This is a genomic window from Enterococcus faecium (assembly GCF_029023785.1).
GTDB classification, from domain to species: domain Bacteria; phylum Bacillota; class Bacilli; order Lactobacillales; family Enterococcaceae; genus Enterococcus_B; species Enterococcus_B faecium.
The window spans coordinates 2,486,266-2,505,000 of record NZ_CP118955.1 but is presented as its reverse complement, the minus strand read 5'-3'; the positions used below and the strand labels follow the sequence as shown (position 1 = coordinate 2,505,000).

14 protein-coding genes and 1 pseudogene (1 of these 15 only partly in view) are annotated in these 18,735 nt (G+C 38.5%); 10 read left to right on the top strand and 5 right to left on the bottom strand.

Going from position 1 to position 18,735, the window contains the following annotated elements:
• The 5 genes from PYW34_RS12120 to gor form a co-directional block, all read left to right on the top strand.
• Nucleotides 1-302, top strand: partial view of a CtsR family transcriptional regulator gene (locus PYW34_RS12120; protein ID WP_002289036.1) — the 3' portion only. The gene continues 166 nt to the left of window position 1, outside the view; the window shows 302 of its 468 coding nt (coding positions 167-468); its start codon lies beyond the left edge, outside the window; the stop codon is at nucleotides 300-302.
• 6 nt (nucleotides 303-308) lie between these two features.
• Nucleotides 309-2,801, top strand: a complete 2,493-nt coding sequence (locus PYW34_RS12115) for an ATP-dependent Clp protease ATP-binding subunit (protein ID WP_002333193.1) — start codon at nucleotides 309-311, stop codon at nucleotides 2,799-2,801.
• A gap of 220 nt (nucleotides 2,802-3,021) precedes the next feature.
• Nucleotides 3,022-3,945, top strand: a complete 924-nt coding sequence (locus PYW34_RS12110) for a peptidase U32 family protein (protein WP_002289033.1) — start codon at nucleotides 3,022-3,024, stop codon at nucleotides 3,943-3,945.
• A gap of 5 nt (nucleotides 3,946-3,950) precedes the next feature.
• The gene (locus PYW34_RS12105; protein ID WP_002304804.1) at nucleotides 3,951-5,204 is read left to right on the top strand and encodes a peptidase U32 family protein; all 1,254 of its coding nucleotides are present in this window, start codon (nucleotides 3,951-3,953) and stop codon (nucleotides 5,202-5,204) included.
• Nucleotides 5,205-5,337: 133 nt separating this feature from the next.
• A complete protein-coding gene (gene gor / locus PYW34_RS12100; RefSeq protein WP_002289031.1) occupies nucleotides 5,338-6,684 on the top strand; it encodes a glutathione-disulfide reductase in 1,347 nt (448 codons plus the stop codon).
• 1,177 nt (nucleotides 6,685-7,861) lie between these two features.
• On the opposite strand, the gene menA is transcribed toward gor, so the two are convergent.
• From menA to pplA, 3 genes are all read right to left on the bottom strand, one after another.
• Nucleotides 7,862-8,815 (bottom strand): 1,4-dihydroxy-2-naphthoate polyprenyltransferase, encoded by a 954-nt coding sequence (gene menA, locus PYW34_RS12095; RefSeq protein ID WP_002289029.1) that lies wholly within the window; start codon nucleotides 8,813-8,815, stop codon nucleotides 7,862-7,864.
• 12 nt (nucleotides 8,816-8,827) lie between these two features.
• Entirely contained in the window at nucleotides 8,828-9,931 is a 1,104-nt protein-coding gene (locus tag PYW34_RS12090) for an FAD:protein FMN transferase (RefSeq protein WP_002294811.1), read from the bottom strand.
• A gap of 89 nt (nucleotides 9,932-10,020) precedes the next feature.
• Entirely contained in the window at nucleotides 10,021-10,956 is a 936-nt protein-coding gene (pplA, locus tag PYW34_RS12085) for an extracellular electron transfer flavoprotein PplA (protein WP_033585186.1), read from the bottom strand.
• Nucleotides 10,957-11,257: 301 nt separating this feature from the next.
• Here pplA and PYW34_RS12080 point away from each other — a divergent pair, with 301 nt between their 5' ends.
• The 4 genes from PYW34_RS12080 to PYW34_RS12065 all read left to right on the top strand — a co-directional run bounded on the left by PYW34_RS12080 (nucleotide 11,258) and on the right by PYW34_RS12065 (nucleotide 15,654).
• Nucleotides 11,258-13,192 carry an NAD(P)/FAD-dependent oxidoreductase gene (locus tag PYW34_RS12080; RefSeq protein WP_002289023.1) on the top strand — a complete coding sequence of 645 codons (1,935 nt, stop codon included), beginning with the start codon at nucleotides 11,258-11,260 and terminating at the stop codon, nucleotides 13,190-13,192.
• Between the two features lie 456 nt (nucleotides 13,193-13,648).
• On the top strand, nucleotides 13,649-14,065 hold the full coding sequence (locus tag PYW34_RS12075) for a NusG domain II-containing protein (protein WP_002294810.1): 417 nt from the start codon (nucleotides 13,649-13,651) through the stop codon (nucleotides 14,063-14,065).
• A 13-nt stretch (nucleotides 14,066-14,078) separates the two neighbouring features.
• Nucleotides 14,079-14,645 carry a Gx transporter family protein gene (locus PYW34_RS12070; RefSeq protein ID WP_002289378.1) on the top strand — a complete coding sequence of 189 codons (567 nt, stop codon included), beginning with the start codon at nucleotides 14,079-14,081 and terminating at the stop codon, nucleotides 14,643-14,645.
• Between the two features lie 22 nt (nucleotides 14,646-14,667).
• Nucleotides 14,668-15,654, top strand: coding sequence for a polyprenyl synthetase family protein (locus PYW34_RS12065; RefSeq protein WP_002289380.1), 987 nt, complete (start codon nucleotides 14,668-14,670; stop codon nucleotides 15,652-15,654).
• A 154-nt stretch (nucleotides 15,655-15,808) separates the two neighbouring features.
• On the opposite strand, the pseudogene scm reads toward PYW34_RS12065, so the two are convergent.
• Nucleotides 15,809-17,503: pseudogene (scm, locus tag PYW34_RS12060) on the bottom strand (collagen-binding MSCRAMM adhesin Scm); the annotation flags it as partial.
• A gap of 97 nt (nucleotides 17,504-17,600) precedes the next feature.
• Between scm and PYW34_RS12055 the strand changes: the two are divergent.
• Nucleotides 17,601-18,560 (top strand): IS30-like element IS6770 family transposase, encoded by a 960-nt coding sequence (locus PYW34_RS12055; protein WP_002334558.1) that lies wholly within the window; start codon nucleotides 17,601-17,603, stop codon nucleotides 18,558-18,560.
• On the opposite strand, the gene PYW34_RS12050 is transcribed toward PYW34_RS12055, so the two are convergent.
• Nucleotides 18,542-18,688 carry a hypothetical protein gene (locus PYW34_RS12050; protein WP_002334559.1) on the bottom strand — a complete coding sequence of 49 codons (147 nt, stop codon included), beginning with the start codon at nucleotides 18,686-18,688 and terminating at the stop codon, nucleotides 18,542-18,544. The two genes, PYW34_RS12055 and PYW34_RS12050, sit on opposite strands and share 19 nt — an antisense overlap.
• Between the last annotated feature and the right edge of the window lie 47 nt (nucleotides 18,689-18,735).

The following is an 18,735-nucleotide window of genomic DNA, read 5'->3' as shown; positions in this document are numbered from 1 at the left end:
ATCTAGTAGAAAGCAAACGTGGTGGTGGTGGTTATATACGAATTGCAAAAGTAAGGATTTCAGATAAAAAACAATTACTTGAGCAGATAAATCAGTTATTTGATGATACAATCAGTGAGAAAAATGCTTTTGCTATTATTCAAAAACTTTATGAAGACCAAATAATTACAAAAAAAGAAGGAAACTTGATGTTGAGTGCAATTGCAAAAAACACATTGAATTTCAATGAATATGAAGATCATACACGTGCTCGGATTCTCCGAGCATTTCTGGAACGTTTAAGTTATGAAGATGGGAAGTGAGATTAGATGGAAGAACTTTTTACTGAAAGAGCCCAAGCAGTATTAGAAATTGCACAAGAAGAAGCAAAACGGTTGAAACATCAATCAGTTAGTTCAGAACATGTTTTACTAGCCTTAGTGGTCGAGCAAAATGGAATTGCTGGAAAAGTATTACGTGAAATGGATTTGAATGAAACGGAAATTTATGAAGAAATTGAACATCTGATTGGTTATGGTGGTATCCGTTCTTACCCTAAAGGAGTCTTTCTTCCATATTCACCAAGAATGAAACAAGTTTTTGCTTTAGCTAGCAGCGAAGTGAAGAAAATTGGTTCTCAAAAAGTTGGAACAGAACATATTTTGATGAGCTTATTAAAAGATGAAAGTATCATGGCTACTCGAATCATGATCAACTTAGGTATCAGCCTTTCAAAAGCCCGTCAAGTTCTGAAACAAAAAATGGGGCTAGCTGGTGATTCTGCTGGAAAAGGAATGAATCGTCGTAGAAATGTAAATGTACAAGATAAACGGCAAACACCGCAAGGAACACCTACGCTAGATTCATTAGCACGTGATTTGACGAAATTAGCAAAAGAAAACAAGCTGGACCCAGTTGTTGGTCGTTCGAGAGAAGTGAAACGGCTTATCCAGATTCTTAGCCGACGGACAAAGAATAACCCTGTACTGGTGGGTGAACCTGGTGTAGGCAAAACAGCCATTGCTGAAGGGTTAGCTCAAAAAATCATTTTAGGTGAAGTGCCAGAAGACATGCAAGAAAAGCGCCTGATGATGCTTGATATGGGATCTTTGGTTGCTGGTACGAAATATCGCGGTGAATTTGAAGATCGAATGAAAAAGGTCATCGACGAAATCTATAATGATGGTCAAGTAATCTTATTCATTGATGAATTGCATACCTTAATTGGTGCAGGTGGAGCAGAAGGAGCAATTGATGCTTCGAATATCTTGAAACCGGCGTTAGCTCGAGGAGAATTACAAACGATCGGAGCAACGACCCTAGATGAATATCAAAAATATATCGAAAAAGATTCTGCATTAGAGCGACGTTTTGCTCGCATTCAAGTAGATGAGCCAACTCCTGAAGAAGCAGAAGTGATTCTTCAAGGATTACGTACAAGATATGAAGAGCACCATGGAGTGGAGATCACAGATGAAGCTGTACGAGCAGCAGTCAATCTTTCTGTTCGTTATATCACTTCTCGTCAACTACCCGATAAAGCAATTGATTTGATCGATGAATCAGCAGCGAAAGTCCGTTTGGATCAAACCGATCACTTAACAAAATCAACTGTGATCAAACTAGAAATCGATGAACTAGTACAAGAAAAGGAAGCAGCGATCCAAAAACAAGACTTTGAAAATGCTGCTCAATTACGCAGACAAGAAAAAGCACTACGTAAAAAGCTGCAAAAAGTTTCTGCAATTGAAGCAAAACAGGAGCAAGGTTATTCTGATCGTGTAACAGAAGAAGATGTTGCTACAGTTGTATCGGAGTGGACTGGTGTCCCTCTACAGCAGTTGGAGAAAAAAGAAAGCGAACGCTTGTTAGAACTGGAAGGACTTCTGCATGAACGTGTCGTTGGTCAAGATGAGGCTGTCAAAGCAGTTTCACGTGCGATCCGCCGTGCACGAAGCGGATTGAAAGATCCTGATCGTCCAATTGGTTCATTCATGTTCCTTGGACCAACTGGTGTCGGAAAAACAGAATTGGCCAAAGCACTTTCAGAAGTCATGTTTGGAAGTGAAGATGCCCTGATCCGTGTTGATATGTCAGAATTTATGGAAAAATACAGTACAAGCCGATTAATCGGGTCTCCTCCAGGATACGTAGGGTATGATGAAGGTGGACAGTTGACAGAAAAAATTCGTCAAAAACCATATTCAGTGATTCTCTTAGATGAAGTGGAGAAAGCACATCCAGACGTTTTCAATTTACTTCTGCAAGTATTGGATGATGGTCATTTAACAGATTCTAAAGGTAGAAAAGTGGACTTTAGAAATACAATCATGATTATGACTTCAAATATCGGAGCGACACAAATTCGAGAAGAAAAAAATGTCGGATTCAATGTCCAAGATGTTACTAAAGATCACAAAGCCATGCAAAAACGTATCTTAGAAGAGTTAAAGAAAGCTTTCCGACCTGAATTCTTGAATCGAATCGATGAGACTGTCGTCTTCCATTCATTGAGTAAAGATGAAATCCATACAATCGTCCAAATCATGAGCAAAGCGATTATCAAACGATTGAAAGAACAAGATATTCAAGTGAAAATCACACCATCTGCAATCGATGTGATCGGGAAAGCTGGATTTGATCCTGAATATGGTGCACGTCCAATCCGTCGCGCACTTCAAAAAGAAATTGAAGATCGATTGAGCGAGGCTTTGCTTGGCGGAGAAATTCGTTTAGGTGACCACGTAACAGTAGGTGCTTCAAAAGGTAAGATCACATTGAATGTTCGCGGACCTAAAAAGGAAACAGTAGGTTCCCTATAGTTACTTGGCCTGTGTAGCTGAATTTTTATAATAGTAAGACTTGATTAAGAGGTTGTGACAAGATTTTTGTCACAATCTCTTTTTATATTTGGACAGAATATATCGAACTTTATTTTGATTTTTTGTGAAATAATTTTCAAAAATCCGACTTTAAATAGAAGAAGTATTGGAAAGTTTTTAGAGCTATGCTACTATTATGAAGTTGTAGGAGGAGAAAATTATGATCGAACTCATAACCACAGTAGAAACTATTGAACAAGCAGAACAGTTGCTTGCTGCAGGTGCAGATACACTATATTTCGGTGAAGAGCAATTTGGATTGCGTCTGCCTGCTTCATTTACACGAGAAGAACAGCGACAATTGGTAGAATTAGCACACAAGTATGGTAAAAAAGCGAATATTGCTGTAAATGGGATCATTCATCCTGAAAAAATGAAAAATGTACCTGAATATTTGGCTTTTTTAAAAGAAATAAACGTAGATGTGATCACAGTTGGTGATACAGGTATTATTTATACGATGAAAAAAAATCCTGAATTGCGTATACCGTATATTTATGATGCTGAAACATTAGTAACGAGCGCACGTCAAATCAATTTCTGGGCGAAAAAAGGCGCAGTTGGAGCAGTACTTGCTCGTGAAGTTCCTTTTGAAGAGATGAAGGCGATGGAAGAAAAACTCGATATTCCTGTAGAAACCCTTGTGTATGGTGCTACATGCATCCATCAATCCAAACGTCCACTGCTACAGAATTACTATAACTATACGAAACAAGACGAACAAAAAGATCGTGAAAGAGGTCTTTTTATCTCGGAACCTAAAAAAGAAGAGACACATTATTCTATTTATGAAGATAGTCATGGCACACATATTTTTGCCAGCAATGATCTGAATCTCTCGAATGAATTGAATGAACTTTATCAGCATCATTACTGTACATGGAAATTGGACGGATTATTTACTCCAGGCGAAAAATTCGTAAACATCACTCGACTATTCGCCGAAGCAAAAAAACAAATTTTAGAAGGTAGCTGGGATCAAGAAAAAGCGGAAAAAATGACTAGCGAAATCAGTAAATTGCATCCTGAAAACCGTGAATTAGATACAGGATTCTTTTATATTGATCCTTCTGCTATCAAATAAGGAGTATGATGAAAGAAATGACAGTAAAAAGAAAATTGAAACGACCAGAAATCCTAGCGCCAGCAGGAACACTGGAAAAGTTAAAAACCGCGATCCATTATGGAGCAGATGCAGTATATATTGGCGGGAATGCATATGGTTTAAGAAGCCGTGCAGGTAATTTTACTTATGAAGAAATGGCTGAAGGAGTTGCTTTTGCAAAAGAACATGATGCGAAGGTATACGTTGCTGCTAATATGGTCACCCATGAAGGAAATGAAGATGGAGCAGGGGAATTTTTCCGCAGTTTGCGTGATGTCGGTATTTCTGCAGTGATTGTTTCTGATCCAGCTTTGATCGAAATTTGTGCGACAGAAGCCCCAGGTCTGCCGATCCATTTATCCACTCAAGCTTCAGCAACTAATTTTGAGACATTGGAATTCTGGAAAGAAGAAGGGTTGGAACGTGTCGTTTTAGCTCGTGAAGTTTCAATGGAGGAAGTGGCAGAGATTCGTAAAAATACGGATACCGAAATCGAAGCATTTATCCATGGTGCCATGTGTATCTCTTATTCTGGTCGATGCACATTGTCCAACCATATGTCGATGCGGGATGCAAACCGTGGCGGATGTTCTCAATCTTGTCGCTGGAAGTATGGATTGTTCGATATGCCTTTTGGTCAAGAACGAAACAGTTTAACTGATACAGGCGAAGTGGAAGAAGAATTCTCGATGAGTGCAGTGGATATGTCAATGATCGAACATATTCCAGAATTGATTGAAAACGGCGTAGACAGCTTCAAGATCGAAGGAAGAATGAAATCGATCCATTATGTATCTACGGTGTCAAATGTCTATAAAGCGGCTGTAGACAGTTATATGGAAGATCCTGAAAACTATGTCTGCAAGCAAGAATGGATCGACGAGTTATGGAAAGTAGCACAACGAGAATTAGCTACAGGTTTTTACTACAATACACCAACTGAAAACGAACAATTATTCGGTGAACGTCGTAAAATCCCAGTATATAAATTTGTCGGTGAAGTATTATCTTATGATGAGGCAACACAGATTGCTACGATACGTCAGAGAAACTTGTTTTCTGTAGGAGATGAAATCGAATTTTATGGTCCAGGATTCAGTCATTTCAGTCAAACCGTTGAAGTTATGCATAATGAAGAAGGCGAATCCATTGACCGAGCACCAAATCCAATGATGATTTTAACTATGCCAGTCGCACAGCCGGTGAAACCTGGAGATATGATCCGAAAACGTAAATAAGGAAAAAGCTGATATATCCCTGTTTTAAGCATCTTCGCATACAAAATTCAAGAAAAGTGTTACACTTGTTTTCTGTAGAAAAAGGATCGTTAAATAAAGGTTTTGATTGATCTCTTCAATAAGGAGGAACAAAATGCAAATATATGATTACATCGTAATTGGTGGCGGCTCTGGCGGTATTGCTTCAGCAAACAGAGCAGGGATGCATGGCGCAAAAGTTTTGCTGATTGAAGCGAATGAATTGGGCGGAACATGTGTCAACGTCGGTTGTGTACCTAAAAAAGTTATGTGGCAAGCAAGTACGATTTTGGAAACAATTGAACGAGATGCCTCAAGTTACGGTATCCAAGCAGATTTAAAAAATGTTGATTTCGCCGGTCTAGTAGAAAGACGAGAAAAATATATTGATTTTCTACACGGTGCTTATCAAAGAGGATTAGATAGCAATCATGTCGAGGCTATAAAAGGTTACGCTACTTTTATCGATAGTCAAACGATCGAAGTAAACGGTGAAACCTATCGTGCTCCTAAAATCTTGATCGCTACTGGAGGCCGTGCAAGTAAAATGACCATTCCTGGTGGAGAATACGCAATTGATTCAAATGGATTTTTTGAATTAACAGAGTTACCTAAGAGAGCAATCGTTTTAGGTGCTGGATACATTGCGGCTGAACTTTCAGGTGTATTTCGTGGTTTAGGTAGTGAAGTCATGTGGGCATATCGAAAAGAACGACCACTTAGAACGTTTGATAAAATGCTTTCGGACAATTTGATCCAAATGTACCAAGAAGCTGGAATAAAAACTTACGCACATCATATTGCTAAAGAAATTACTAAAAACAATGACGAATATACGGTGCTATTTGAAAATGGTGAAACCTTAACTGGTGATTGTGTACTTTTTGCCGGTGGACGTGTACCGAATACCGAAAAATTAGGTCTGGAAAATACAAATGTGGAATTGGACAAAAAAGGGTTTATCAAAGTAGATAAATACCAAAATACAACGGATGAACATATTTTTGCTGTTGGTGATGTGATCGGTAAATTAGATCTGACTCCTGTTGCAATCGCAGCTGGTAGACGTTTATCAGAACGTTTATTTAATGGAAAGAAAGATTCTTATCTTGACTATAAACTTGTTCCGACAGTCGTCTTTACGCATCCACCAATTGCAACAATTGGTTTGACAGAAGAAGAAGCATTGGAAAAATATGGCGAAAATGAATTGAAAGTTTATCGTTCACGCTTTACCCCAATGTACTTTGCATTAAATGATTATCGCCAAAAATGCGAAATGAAATTGATCTGTGTCGGAAAAGAAGAAAGAATCGTCGGCTTACATGCTATTGGTGTTGGTGTCGATGAGATGCTGCAAGGTTTTGCCGTGGCTATCAAGATGGGTGCAACTAAAGAAGACTTTGACAATACAGTAGCCATCCATCCAACAGGAGCGGAAGAATTCGTAACGATGCGATAATTTAATATTAACAGTTCCAACAGCTTTTTATTGAACAAACCATGTAAAACCAGAAAATCAGTATACTGATTTTCTGGTTTTTTGTTTTTTAGTTATTTATGTAAGATTGCTTCGATAATTCTCAAAACGAAATAAGTAGGGAAGTTGGAGATTTTGATTATCTTCGTAACTGACGAAGAGTAAATGAATCCATTTGGTATGCACTCTTAAGTTCAAAATATTGGTATCGATGTTTAAAAGAAATAGAAATGTATCGAAGAACAGATGTTTAAAAAAGTGTGACTTTGTATAAATAAATTAGAAGAAGCAAACGAGGATGTTAAAAGAATACCATATAGTTACCAAACCAAGAAAGTTCTCGTCAAGTTCGCTGGTACGAATCAAATCAAGTGAAAAAAGGGACTGTGAAAAAAATTGTGTCATAGTTAGTCACTTTTTCCGAACAAATAGTGTTCAATCAGCTGTCCTTCGGTATTAGCTCAAAAAACGGCAAAATATGAGGAACTATTTTTCCATTTGTTTCTCTAATACTCAGGACAAAACACTGATTTTACAACCTCTGATAAACGGTGTTCAAAAGCCAGTTTCTCGGTATTAAGCCAAATTTATGCAAAAATGTGGAAAGCCATTTTCACAAAATTTTTCTTAATACTCGAAACTAAGCGACTTTTTCACAACCTCCTGATAAACGGTGTTCAAAAGCCAGTTTCTCGGTATTAAGCCAAATTTATGCAAAAATGTGGAAAGCCACTTTCACAAAATTTTTCTTAATACTCGAAACTAAGCGACTTTTTCACAACCTCTGATAAACGGTGTTCAAAAGCCAGTTTCTCGGTATTAAGCCAAATTTATGCAAAAATGTGGAAAGCCATTTTCACAAAATTTTTCTTAATACTCGAAACTAAGCGACTTTTTCACAACCTCTGATAAACGGTGTTCAAAAGCCAGTTTCTCGGTATTAAGCCAAATTTATGCAAAAATGTGGAAAGCCATTTTCACAAAATTTTTCTTAATACTCGAAACTAAGCGACTTTTTCACAACCTCCTGATAAACGGTGTTCAAAAGCTTGCATCTGCGGTAATAAGCCCAACCAAACGAAAAATATAAGGAGCTATTTTTATTTGGCTGTTCTTATTACTTGATGCAGGGCAGTTTTTTCACAACCTCTTCATGCTGTTAAATGGCTTGCATAATGATTGTTAGTAATAGCCCCAATACATAACTGGCATTGAATAAGACCATATTTTTGATGGAATAGCTGAAACTGATAGGCTGGGGTAACGTTTGCTTGAATTGATCCAAATGCTTCTTCACAATTGGCAAGGTCAAGAAGGTGACCAAGATCGGCCATTCATAGATACCGCTCAACAACCCCATTAAAATCACGAAATAGCAAGCATACATCAATAGCTGGAATAAGACTGTTCCCGCAGGACGTCCGATATAAAAAACTAGTGTATAGCGATGATTTTCAATATCACGGTCAAGATCCCGCAAATTATTAGCCAACATGATATTGGCAATCGTAAACACCAAGGGTAAGGAAGCTAATACGATTGCTGCTATAGCCCAAAGATTTCCTACCAAAGCAAATTGTCCAGATGAAAAGTTGACTGTCAGATCATAGACATCTGAACCGAATGTATTGACATAAACGACCATGGCAAAAATTCCAAGGCCCATAGTCACCCCACTGAAAATTTCCCCTAAAGGCATTCGAGATAAAGGAATCGGTCCGAATGTATAGAATACTCCAATAAAACAACAGATAAATCCCATCAAAAGTAAAAGCCAACCCGTATTGATCGTTAGAATAACGCCGATAACAAAAACAAATGCAATCATAGCTAAAATCATGTTTCGAATCAATACAGGAGATAGATTTCTGCGGCCAATGACATTTTCTTCATACTTATATACTTCAGAATGAGCCTTTTCATAATCCATGTAATTATTGATAGCGGTAGTCGCTAAATCAAAAACTAGCATTCCAATAAAAAATAAAAAAGTGTTTAGCCAATGTATCTCATGAAAAAAAGCGATAGAGAATAATACCCCTACCGCAAAAGGAAATACACTAGCCACCTTTGTTCGTATTTCAACTACTTCTAAAAAGATTTTTAGTGTCATGGTTCGTACTCCTTATTTTAGTTCAGAACGGTCACCCATCGTGTAATGGGAGTCCTCCGATAATTTGAAGGTGTCTTTGATTGGATCGGTCACATATACTTTATCGTCTTTTGTCACGAAGATCGCTTCCGTCCCGTTATTCAATTCGCTTTCGACGTATTCCAGTCCTTTTTTCACACCCATTGAAAAGACTGCTGTAGACAACCCGTCACCATCAATTGATTTATCTGTTATGATCGTGACACTTGCGATATCATTGTCGAACGGATAACCCGTTTTTGGATCAAACAAATGATGGTATTTTTTGCCATCTACTTCTAAATAACGCTCGTAAATTCCAGAGGTAACTAATGTTTTGTTCCGTTCTTTAATAGAACCTAAAACAGATCCGCGAGCCATGTTCGGATCTTGGATGCCGACTGTCCAGTCTTGGTTTTCGCCTCTTGGGCTGTGGCCTAAGACATAGACATTACCGCCCAAGTCAACGATGGCAGTGGTCACTCCTTGTTTTTTCAAGACTTTCACTACTTCGTCCGTAATGTAACCTTTGGCGATTGCACCTAAATCGATGATCATTCCTTTTTCTTTTAGATAAACAGTTTTTTCTTTGTCATTTAGTTCGATCTTATGATAATCCACTAATTTCAATGCCTGATCGATTTCTTCTTGGGAAGGTTTTCTGGCGTCATCAAAACCGATTCGCCATAATTGTGTGATTGCACCAATCGCCATATCGAATCCGCCTTGAGAATCTTGGCTATATTCGTAGGCCCGCTTGACTAACGTGTAGACGTCATCAGAAACTTTTACTGGTTTGATCCCAGCTTGCTCATTCACTTCATCGATCTCAGAACCTTTTTGATTGATCGTGATTTTATCACCAAGTTCTTTTACTCGATCGAAGGCAGGTTTCAATGCTGATTCTTTGCCTTCATCATACACACGGATACGAACGTAAGTCCCTAACAAGAACTGTTCATCAGAATATGGATCTTTCAATATCTTGGTAGCTGCTGAACTTTCAGTGGTTGTTTTATTTGCTGAGTTGCTGCAGCCAGTTAGCACCATAAAAGAGATGCCCAGTGTGATTAAGGAAAATAGTAGTTTTTTCCGCATCTTTTTCCTCTCTTCATTTTGAAAGGTGAGACGACTGCCTAATCTGGCTATCGTCCCACCCTCCAACTTTTATTAGTATGATTATGTGATTATTTTTCTGTTACGATATTATCTACTTCGATTGTTTGAGTGTCGCCTTTTTCAGCTGCATTCACTAATTGTTGTGCGTACATGATGAATGAATGTGAGCTGTGTGTAGCACCTGTAACAACTTCTACATTAGCAGGTGAGCCATCTTCTTCGCCCATTGCTTTGACGAATTCGTCGTTCAGAGTAGGGATGTAAGTTTTTGGTTCTGTACCGCTTTTTGCTTTCATATTTTCATTATATTCTGTATCATCTTGTTTTGATTTACCGTCTTTGTCGATATAATCAAAGTTTGATTCAGTTACTTTGCCGCCAGCAACTGTCATTTCGAATTGCACACGGTAGCCGTTAGAGTAGTTCTTTTCTTCAAGCTTGTAAGTGCCGTCTTTCAAATCAGCACCATTGTCGATTTCGATTGTATCTGTGTTACCAGCTTGAGCAGCTTGGATCAATTGTTGTGCGTAGTTTTGGAAGCTTTCAGATGAGTGAGTAGCTCCAGTTACGACTTCCACACCGCTTGCGCTTTGTGCTTTTAAGAATTGGTCATTCAACTCAGGAATGTATTTTTCTGGGTTTGTGCCAGATTTTGCTTCCATGTTTTTGTTGTATTCTGCATCTTTTGTTTTTGATTCGCCGTTTTCATTGACGTTATCATATTTTGATTCAGTGATTTTGCCGTCTTTTACAACCATTTCAAAGACTGCACGGTAACCATTTGAATAATTTTTTTCTTCTAATTTATATGTGCCGTCTTGCAAATCTCCGCCAGCTACAACTTTTGCAGATGATTCTGTTGTGCTTTTTGCAGTCGAAGATTGTGCTGTAGATGATTCAGAAGAAGAGTTTGAGCTTCCGTTGTCATCTGCGCCGCAAGCGCCTAACACTAGAGCTGAAAATGCTAATACGGCAAATCCAGTTACAAAACGTCTTTTCTTCATTTTAATACCCCACCATTCCATTTCTAGTCCACAATTTTTCTTTGTGATTCATTATACATTCTAATCTTTTTAGCCTATAAGTCAACTATTTTTGATAAATAACCCATGTAATATTTCAAACGTTTTCTTTCAGCAAATTTCGTGAAAAAACGCTTTATTTTAAAATTTGAAAAAAATCCAAAAGGAGTTAGACAAAAGAACAGAACATCTATATAATATATGGAGATTGTGTAATAAGTATCAAACTAAAAGAATTATCATATATTCATTATATAGATAGTCTATAAGGAGCGGATGATCAATGGCAAAGCAAAATATTGTCGTTGTAGGAGCAGGATATGCCGGTGTTTCAGCTACAAAATACTTGGCAAAGAAACTGAAAAAAGAAGATGTAGCAATTACTCTGATCGATCGTCATTCGTACCATACTATGATGACCGAGTTGCATGAAGTAGCTGGCGGACGTGTAGAACCAGAAGCAATCCAATACGATCTGCAGCATTTGTTTGCTCGTCAAAAGAATGTACAACTTGTCACAGACACTGTAATCGGTATCGATAAAGAACGAAAAATCGTCAAGACCAAATTAGGTTCCTATCCTTTTGATCAGCTGATCCTTGGAATGGGCGGAGAGCCGAATGACTTTGGTACGCCTGGTGTCAAAGCACACGGATTCACCCTTTGGTCATTTGAAGATTCTGTAAGGATTCGGGAACATATTGAGAAGACAGTAGCAAAAGCTGCATTGGAACCAGATGATGAACTGCGTAAAGCCATGCTGACTTTCGTTGTCTGTGGTTCTGGATTTACCGGTATTGAAATGATTGGGGAACTGATCGACTGGAAAAATCGCCTAGCCAAAGATTATAAATTAGATCCAAACGAAATCACACTGATGGTCGTAGAGGCAATGCCGACGATCTTGAATATGTTGGATCGAAATGATGCTGCAAAAGCTGAACGCTATTTGCGTAAGCACAACGTGGAATTATTATTGAATGCACCAATCGTAGAAGTGGCTGCTGATCATATCAAATTGAAAGACGGACGCAACATTCCGACTCACACACTGATTTGGACAGCTGGTGTCAAAGGAACTTCTGACGCTGCTGACTTTGGATTAGAATCAGCACGCGGACAGCGGTTGATCGCCAATGAATATATGCAGGCAAAAGGCTACGAAGATAAAAACATCTATATCATTGGTGATTTAGTCTTTTATGAAGAATTCCCAGGAACACCGACACCGCAGATCGTTCAAGCTGCTGAACAAACAGGACACACAGCCGCAGCGAATATCGTGGCTTCGATCAAAGGCGGAGAAAAGCATAAATTTAAAGGAAACTATCAAGGATTTATGGTTTCTATTGGTGCCAAATGGGGGGTAGCTAACCTATTTGATAAGATCCATTTAAGCGGCTTTTTAGCTATCGTAATGAAACATATCGTGAATTTGAAATACTTCTTTGATATTCGTTCTGGTTATTATATGTTCCAATATTTAATGCATGAGTTTTTCCATATCAAAGATGATCGCAACGTGACTCGAGGACATTCTTCTCGTTACGGCAATGTCTTATGGAGTGTGCCACTTCGTATTTTCTATGGTTTAGTTTGGTTCGTTGAAGCTTCCAAAAAAATCATTGGGAATGGTGAAGTGTTCAAACCAAGTACTTGGTTTGGTGAAGGATCATGGTTCACTGGAAACAGTGTGTTCCCTTGGACATGGGAATACAATGTAACAGATGTTGCCAGTGGTGCTTCTGCTGCTGGTGATGCAACCACAGCTGCCAGCGGAGCAGGGGCAAGTGCCGGAGAAGCAGCGACTCAAGCTGCACATTTTGGTTTGAGTTATGCATACGGTGAAGAACCAATGGCTGTGATTGAGAAGTCACCAGACTGGTTCACAAAGATCATGCAAGTGATCATGCCAAACAATGATGTAGCAATGTTCTTCCAAAAATTCATGGTATTCTTTGAAATTGCCTTGGCATTAGCATTGATTGCTGGATTATTCACATGGCTATGCAGTGCGACAACGATTGTATTGGTGATCACGTTCTGCTTATCAGGCATGTTTTACTGGGTAAACATTTGGTTCATTTTTGTTGCTTTCGCATTGATGAACGGTTCCGGACGTGCGATTGGGTTGGATCGCTGGGTAATTCCATGGCTACAACGTACACTAGGTAATTGGTGGTACGGTAGACCAAGTTCCCAGTACGGCAAGAAATAAATAGATAAAGAACGTTATTTGAATGCAAGATTTCAATAGAAAGGGGCTGAGACAAACCGTCACAGCCTCCTTTTTATGTAAAATTAAAGGAATAAGATGCCCGAGATAAGCCTCCATGAGCAAGACACAGGTGTCACAACCTCTGTTACAACCTCTTGTTATAAACGGTGTTCCAGAAGTAGCTTCTTCGAAAAATAAGCCGAAATTTCACAAAAACTTGAAAAGTAATTTTCGTAAATTCCTTCTTATTTCTTGAAGTTGCCCACTTCTGTCACAACCTCTTGTTATAAACGGTGTTCCACCTGCTGCTTCTCGGTAATAAGCCCAAAGAATTAGAAAACATGGAAAGCTGTTTTCTATTCTTCGTTCTTATTACTCAAAGCAAGACACAGGTGTCACAACCTCTTGTTTTTATGCTAAAATTGGGTGAGTTAATCTGGAAAAAGGAGAACAAAAATGAGCCTTAAAGAATTTGCTGAAAAAAGTCTGCTCAAACCTTGGGATGTTTTTATTATTTTGCTTTTGACTGTTCTTTCTTTTTTACCAGTCATGATTTTTGGTCTTCAGCAAAACACCGCAACAGCAGAAAAAGAAGCGGTACTGCGTGTGGATGGCACAGAAATCAAAACATTCCCTTTGATGGCTGGAGAAGAGAGCAACACATATACTTACAAAGATGAACACGGAGATTATAACTTGATCGAGATAGATGGCGATCGAGTACGGATAAAAGAAGCAGATTGCGATGACCAGATCTGCGTACGTCGAGGCTGGGCAACGAAAAATGGCGAAACCATCGTCTGTTTGCCACATAAATTAGTGATCGAAGTCCGTTCAACAGATGGAGGTGACGAAGACAGTCTGATTTATTAGACCTTCACACACCATGAGTAAATTACAAAAAATGATTTATATTTCGCTACTTGTTGCACAAGGAGTGATCATTGGTTTATTGGAAAATATGATCCCTTATCCTTTTTCTTTTGCGCCTGGTGCAAAACTAGGCTTAGCCAATCTAATCACGATCGTTGCCATTTTTACCATGAAAAAACGAGACAGCTTCTTACTACTTTGGCTACGACTATTCCTGACTACTTTGCTAGGCGGAACGATTTCCACATTCCTTTATAGTATGAGTGGTGCTTTGCTTAGTTATTTTGGAATGTTATTGGTCAAGCAATTAGGACCAAAACGTGTCAGTATCATCGGAATTAGTGCGGCCGGCGGTTTCATGCATAATGTCGGACAGCTTTTGATGGCTTCTTTCATTGCACAATCATGGACAGTCATGTTGTACTTGCCAGTCCTTTCAGTTTTAGGGATTTTATCAGGGATTGCAATCGGGATCGCAGCGAATTATCTTTTACGACATGTGCAGACACTTCAACGATTCCAAAAAGATTATGAGCAGGGAACCAAACAAAAATGGAGCCCAATGTTTACCAAAAAATAATCGTCACACAAGGAGTTTTTTTATGAAGCTACATCCAATGTGGGAAAACTATCCTGCTTTAAGTAAAGAATTGACAGAAACACTAAAACGGATGGAAGAAACTGTCCGCCTGAAAAACAAACCTGTCGAACAAGCAATCAAAGAAACGATCCATGCCGGCGGAAAGCTGTTGCGTCCTGCCTATCAGCTATTGTTCTCACAATTTGGACCAGAGCAAGATCGAGACAAAGCCATCGCTTTGGCAGCTTCTATCGAAATGCTCCATACGGCCACACTGATCCATGATGATATCGTTGATGAAGCGGATCTGCGACGTGGTCAGCCTAATATCCGTAGTCAGTTTGGTAATGTCGTTTCTGTCTATGCAGGAGACTATTTATTTGTCTGCTGTTTTAAACTATTGTCTGATTACTCCACTTCCTTGAAAAGTCTCCAATTGAATTCTCGCAGTATGGAAAAAGTATTGAATGGCGAATTAGGGCAGATGGATGATCGCTATAATTATGAACTTTCTGTAAAAGAATATTTGGAAAATATTTCAGGTAAGACAGCTGAACTGTTCCAATTAAGTTGTTCTGTTGGCGCTTTTGAAAGTGGAACAAGCGAGCGCTTCGCAAAAAAAGCAGGAGATATCGGACTTTCTATCGGGATGGCCTTTCAGATTATCGATGATATTTTAGATTATACAAAAGAGAGCCAGGAAATCGGCAAACCTGTACTAGAAGACATGCGTCAAGGGGTCTATTCTTTACCGTTGATCTACTCTTTGCAAAAAAACAAACCAAAGCTACTACCTTATTTAGAGAAGAAAGCGGCAATGACAGAAGAAGATGTCGACGCCGTACGCAAAATCGTTGAACATACAGGAGGCGTGGAAGAAGCTAGGAAGTTAGCGGCCTCTTACACAGAAAAGGCTTTGAAGGAAATAAAGAAATTACCTGCCACCTCTCTTCGAACAAAAGAGAATCTCTTTTCCCTTACCCAACTGATTTTGGATCGCAAAGACTGAATAGGGAAAGGTTCGATACGTAAATAAATTTCTCAGAAGGAAATCTACGTGTTTTTTGACAAATTGAATTGTAGTTCTTGTATTTATGATAAAAAGCAAAAATAAAGAGCAACGTCCGTTAGCGACGTTGCTCTTTTTTATCTTGAATATTTTTTTACCTTTTCGATTTCTTATAACTCATAAAAGTGATTCTTAAACCGATTACAAGTAATATAACGCCTGCGAGTGTTATCCAATTATTCGATTGACTTCCAGTTTTAGGAAGTGCTCTTTTTGATTTGTTTCCATTGTCATTGCTTGTTTTATTAGTTAAGTTAAAGTTCGTCCTGTTATCCGAACTTGTTTTTGAGAAGGAGACACTTGCATGACGTGTATCGCTTGTGGTAGACGACGTGTCTGTACTATCGCTTGAAGTTGATGAATCTGAGCTATCACTTGTGGTAGAGGATGTATCTGTACTGTCACTTGAAGCTGACGTGTCCGTGCTATCACTTGTAGTGGTAGATGAATCTGAGCTATCACTTGTGGTAGAGGTAGTATCTGTACTGTCACTTGAAGCTGACGTGTCCGTGCTATCACTTGTTGTGGTAGATGTATCCGTACTGTCGCTTGAAGCTGACGTGTCCGTGCTATCACTTGTGGTAGAGGTAGTATCTGTACTGTCGCTTGAAGCTGATGTATCCGTGCTATCACTTGTGGTAGAGGTAGTATCTGTACTGTCGCTTGAAGTTGATGAATCTGAGCTATCACTTGTGGTAGAGGTAGTATCTGTACTGTCACTTGAAGCTGATGTGTCCGTGCTATCACTTGTGGTAGAGGTAGTATCTGTACTGTCGCTTGAAGCTGATGTATCCGTGCTATCACTTGTGGTAGAGGTAGTATCTGTACTGTCGCTTGAAGTTGATGAATCTGAGCTATCACTTGTGGTAGATGTATCTGTACTGTCGCTTGTGTCTGTCGTATCTGTACCATTGTCGCTGATAAATATTTCGTTAGGATCCCAACGATTGGTAGCTGCATCTAAAATCACATTTGTTCCTATAATCGTTCCGTCTTGGTTTTGAGTAATGCGGATAGTAGCATTAGGCGCAAGGATTGTTCCTTGAAAAGGAGCACTGATTGTCAAATCAGTCATCTCATTTCCAAAATTCCAAGAGATATTCGCATCCGAAAAATCTTCTGTTTCATGATTTGAACGATCATTGTATTTGATTGGTGACTGTACGTTCAATGCAGAAGAACTGTTGATGACATTAAATACAACTACTTGATCATTTGGATTAATGATTTGAAGTGGCGTATTCATCGTTAACACTTCTGCATCGATATTTACCAATAAAAACCCGGTATCTGATAAATCAGTTAAATCGATTGTCCGATTGTTCATGTCTGGAAAATCTGCAGCAGTATATGTTTTAGCTGGAGTGATCGTTGCAAGATCATTTGCTGCTACATTCAATTTAGCAAATTCCTGCTCGAAATCAATATATTCATGCCCAGCACGATCTTTATAAAAATCATCTGGAGTTAAGTGATCAAGCCTGGATCCATTGACTGTAGGATGACCATCTTGAAGTGCTACATCCACGTTACTGCCAACGACAAATTTATTCATTCTTGTGCTACCTGTAGGTATGCCTGAAGAATTAGCGAAAGAATCAGTTTTTTGTATATAATTTATTTCTTGGTTCAATAAACCTTCATGAAGCTCTGTACCAAAATTATTTTTTGCATCAAGTTCATGTGTTGCTATATTTCCGTCTGTATGTGCATTCACAGTTGTCTTATTTTTAGCAAATACGTGGAATTGACTAGCAATTCCTAACAAGCCATAGTTACCAGTTAGATCACGCGAATTGTAAAATTAAGTTAGAAAAATAAAAAGGCATTTATGGTACACTCAAATTGTATTTCCGACGAAAGAAAACAAAGGAGTGTAACCATAAATGACCTACAAACATCTTACCATAGACGAACTGACAATGATAGAATCATATTATCTTCAACATAATAAGCCGGTTGAAATCGCTAATCGAATGGGACGTGCTATACAAACTATTTATAATGTAGTCAATAAGTTCAAGCAAGGCAAGACTGCTCTTGATTATTGGCACCAGTATAAAGAAAATAAGAAAAAATGTGGTAGAAAAGTCATTCAATTACCTGCTCATGAAGTAGATTACATTAAAAAGAAAGTCACTCTTGGTTGGACGCCTGACGTCATTATCGGGCGAAAAGAAAGGCCTGTTTCATGCGGTATGAGAACACTTTATCGTTTATTTTCTAAAGGAATATTTGATATTGACACACTACCGATGAAAGGTAAAAGAAAACCCAATGGCCATCAGGAAAAACGGGGAAAACAACAGTATCAGCGCTCAATCCATGATCGACCTGATAATTATCCTGATTTCAATTCTGAGTTTGGTCACCTTGAAGGTGATACGATCGTTGGCATTCATCATAAAAGTGCCGTCATTACTTTAGTTGAAAGATTATCTAAAGTCATTATCACGATTAAACCCAACGGCCGTAAGGCATTAGATATTGAAACTGCCCTTAATCAATGGTTTTCTCGCTTCCCTAAAAACTTCTTTAAATCTATTACGTTTGACTGTGGAAAAGAATTTTCTAACTGGAAAGCCATTAGTAACCAACATGATATTGATATATATTTTGCGGACCCTGGAACACCTTCTCAACGCCCATTAAACGAGAATTCTAACGGGATTCTGCGTCGTAATGGACTGCCGAAATCAATGGATTTTAGAGAAGTGAATCAGACATTTATTTCCAGTGTCAGCAATCAACGTAATCATATTCCAAGAAAATCATTGAATTACAGAACACCAATCGAAATATTTTTGAGCTATGTACAAGAAGCATTTTATTCTAGCTTAATTTGACAAATCATATCATTATAAATATTCCCAGGGTCTTTAGGAATGTATGTTTCCGCTGAAACGGCCACACCATACGAAAAGATATTGAACAACAAAGCAACTAGGACTAGTAAACTTGCCCTTTTTTTCATTTTTCCCCTTCCTTTCCTTTCAAACATTTTCCTATTATACTCTTTTT

What these genes read in the sequence shown, in the direction of transcription:
- PYW34_RS12110 (WP_002289033.1), top strand. Translation starts at nt 3,022, where the DNA reads ATGATCGAACTCATAACCACAGTAGAAACTATTGAACAAGCAGAACAG.
- PYW34_RS12070 (WP_002289378.1), top strand. Translation starts at nt 14,079, where the DNA reads ATGAGTAAATTACAAAAAATGATTTATATTTCGCTACTTGTTGCACAA.
- PYW34_RS12105 (WP_002304804.1), top strand. Translation starts at nt 3,951, where the DNA reads ATGATGAAAGAAATGACAGTAAAAAGAAAATTGAAACGACCAGAAATC.
- pplA (WP_033585186.1), bottom strand. Translation starts at nt 10,956, where the DNA reads ATGAAGAAAAGACGTTTTGTAACTGGATTTGCCGTATTAGCATTTTCA.
- gor (WP_002289031.1), top strand. Translation starts at nt 5,338, where the DNA reads ATGCAAATATATGATTACATCGTAATTGGTGGCGGCTCTGGCGGTATT.
- PYW34_RS12055 (WP_002334558.1), top strand. Translation starts at nt 17,601, where the DNA reads ATGACCTACAAACATCTTACCATAGACGAACTGACAATGATAGAATCA.
- PYW34_RS12075 (WP_002294810.1), top strand. Translation starts at nt 13,649, where the DNA reads ATGAGCCTTAAAGAATTTGCTGAAAAAAGTCTGCTCAAACCTTGGGAT.
- PYW34_RS12090 (WP_002294811.1), bottom strand. Translation starts at nt 9,931, where the DNA reads ATGCGGAAAAAACTACTATTTTCCTTAATCACACTGGGCATCTCTTTT.
- PYW34_RS12080 (WP_002289023.1), top strand. Translation starts at nt 11,258, where the DNA reads ATGGCAAAGCAAAATATTGTCGTTGTAGGAGCAGGATATGCCGGTGTT.
- menA (WP_002289029.1), bottom strand. Translation starts at nt 8,815, where the DNA reads ATGACACTAAAAATCTTTTTAGAAGTAGTTGAAATACGAACAAAGGTG.
- PYW34_RS12115 (WP_002333193.1), top strand. Translation starts at nt 309, where the DNA reads ATGGAAGAACTTTTTACTGAAAGAGCCCAAGCAGTATTAGAAATTGCA.
- PYW34_RS12065 (WP_002289380.1), top strand. Translation starts at nt 14,668, where the DNA reads ATGAAGCTACATCCAATGTGGGAAAACTATCCTGCTTTAAGTAAAGAA.
- PYW34_RS12050 (WP_002334559.1), bottom strand. Translation starts at nt 18,688, where the DNA reads ATGAAAAAAAGGGCAAGTTTACTAGTCCTAGTTGCTTTGTTGTTCAAT.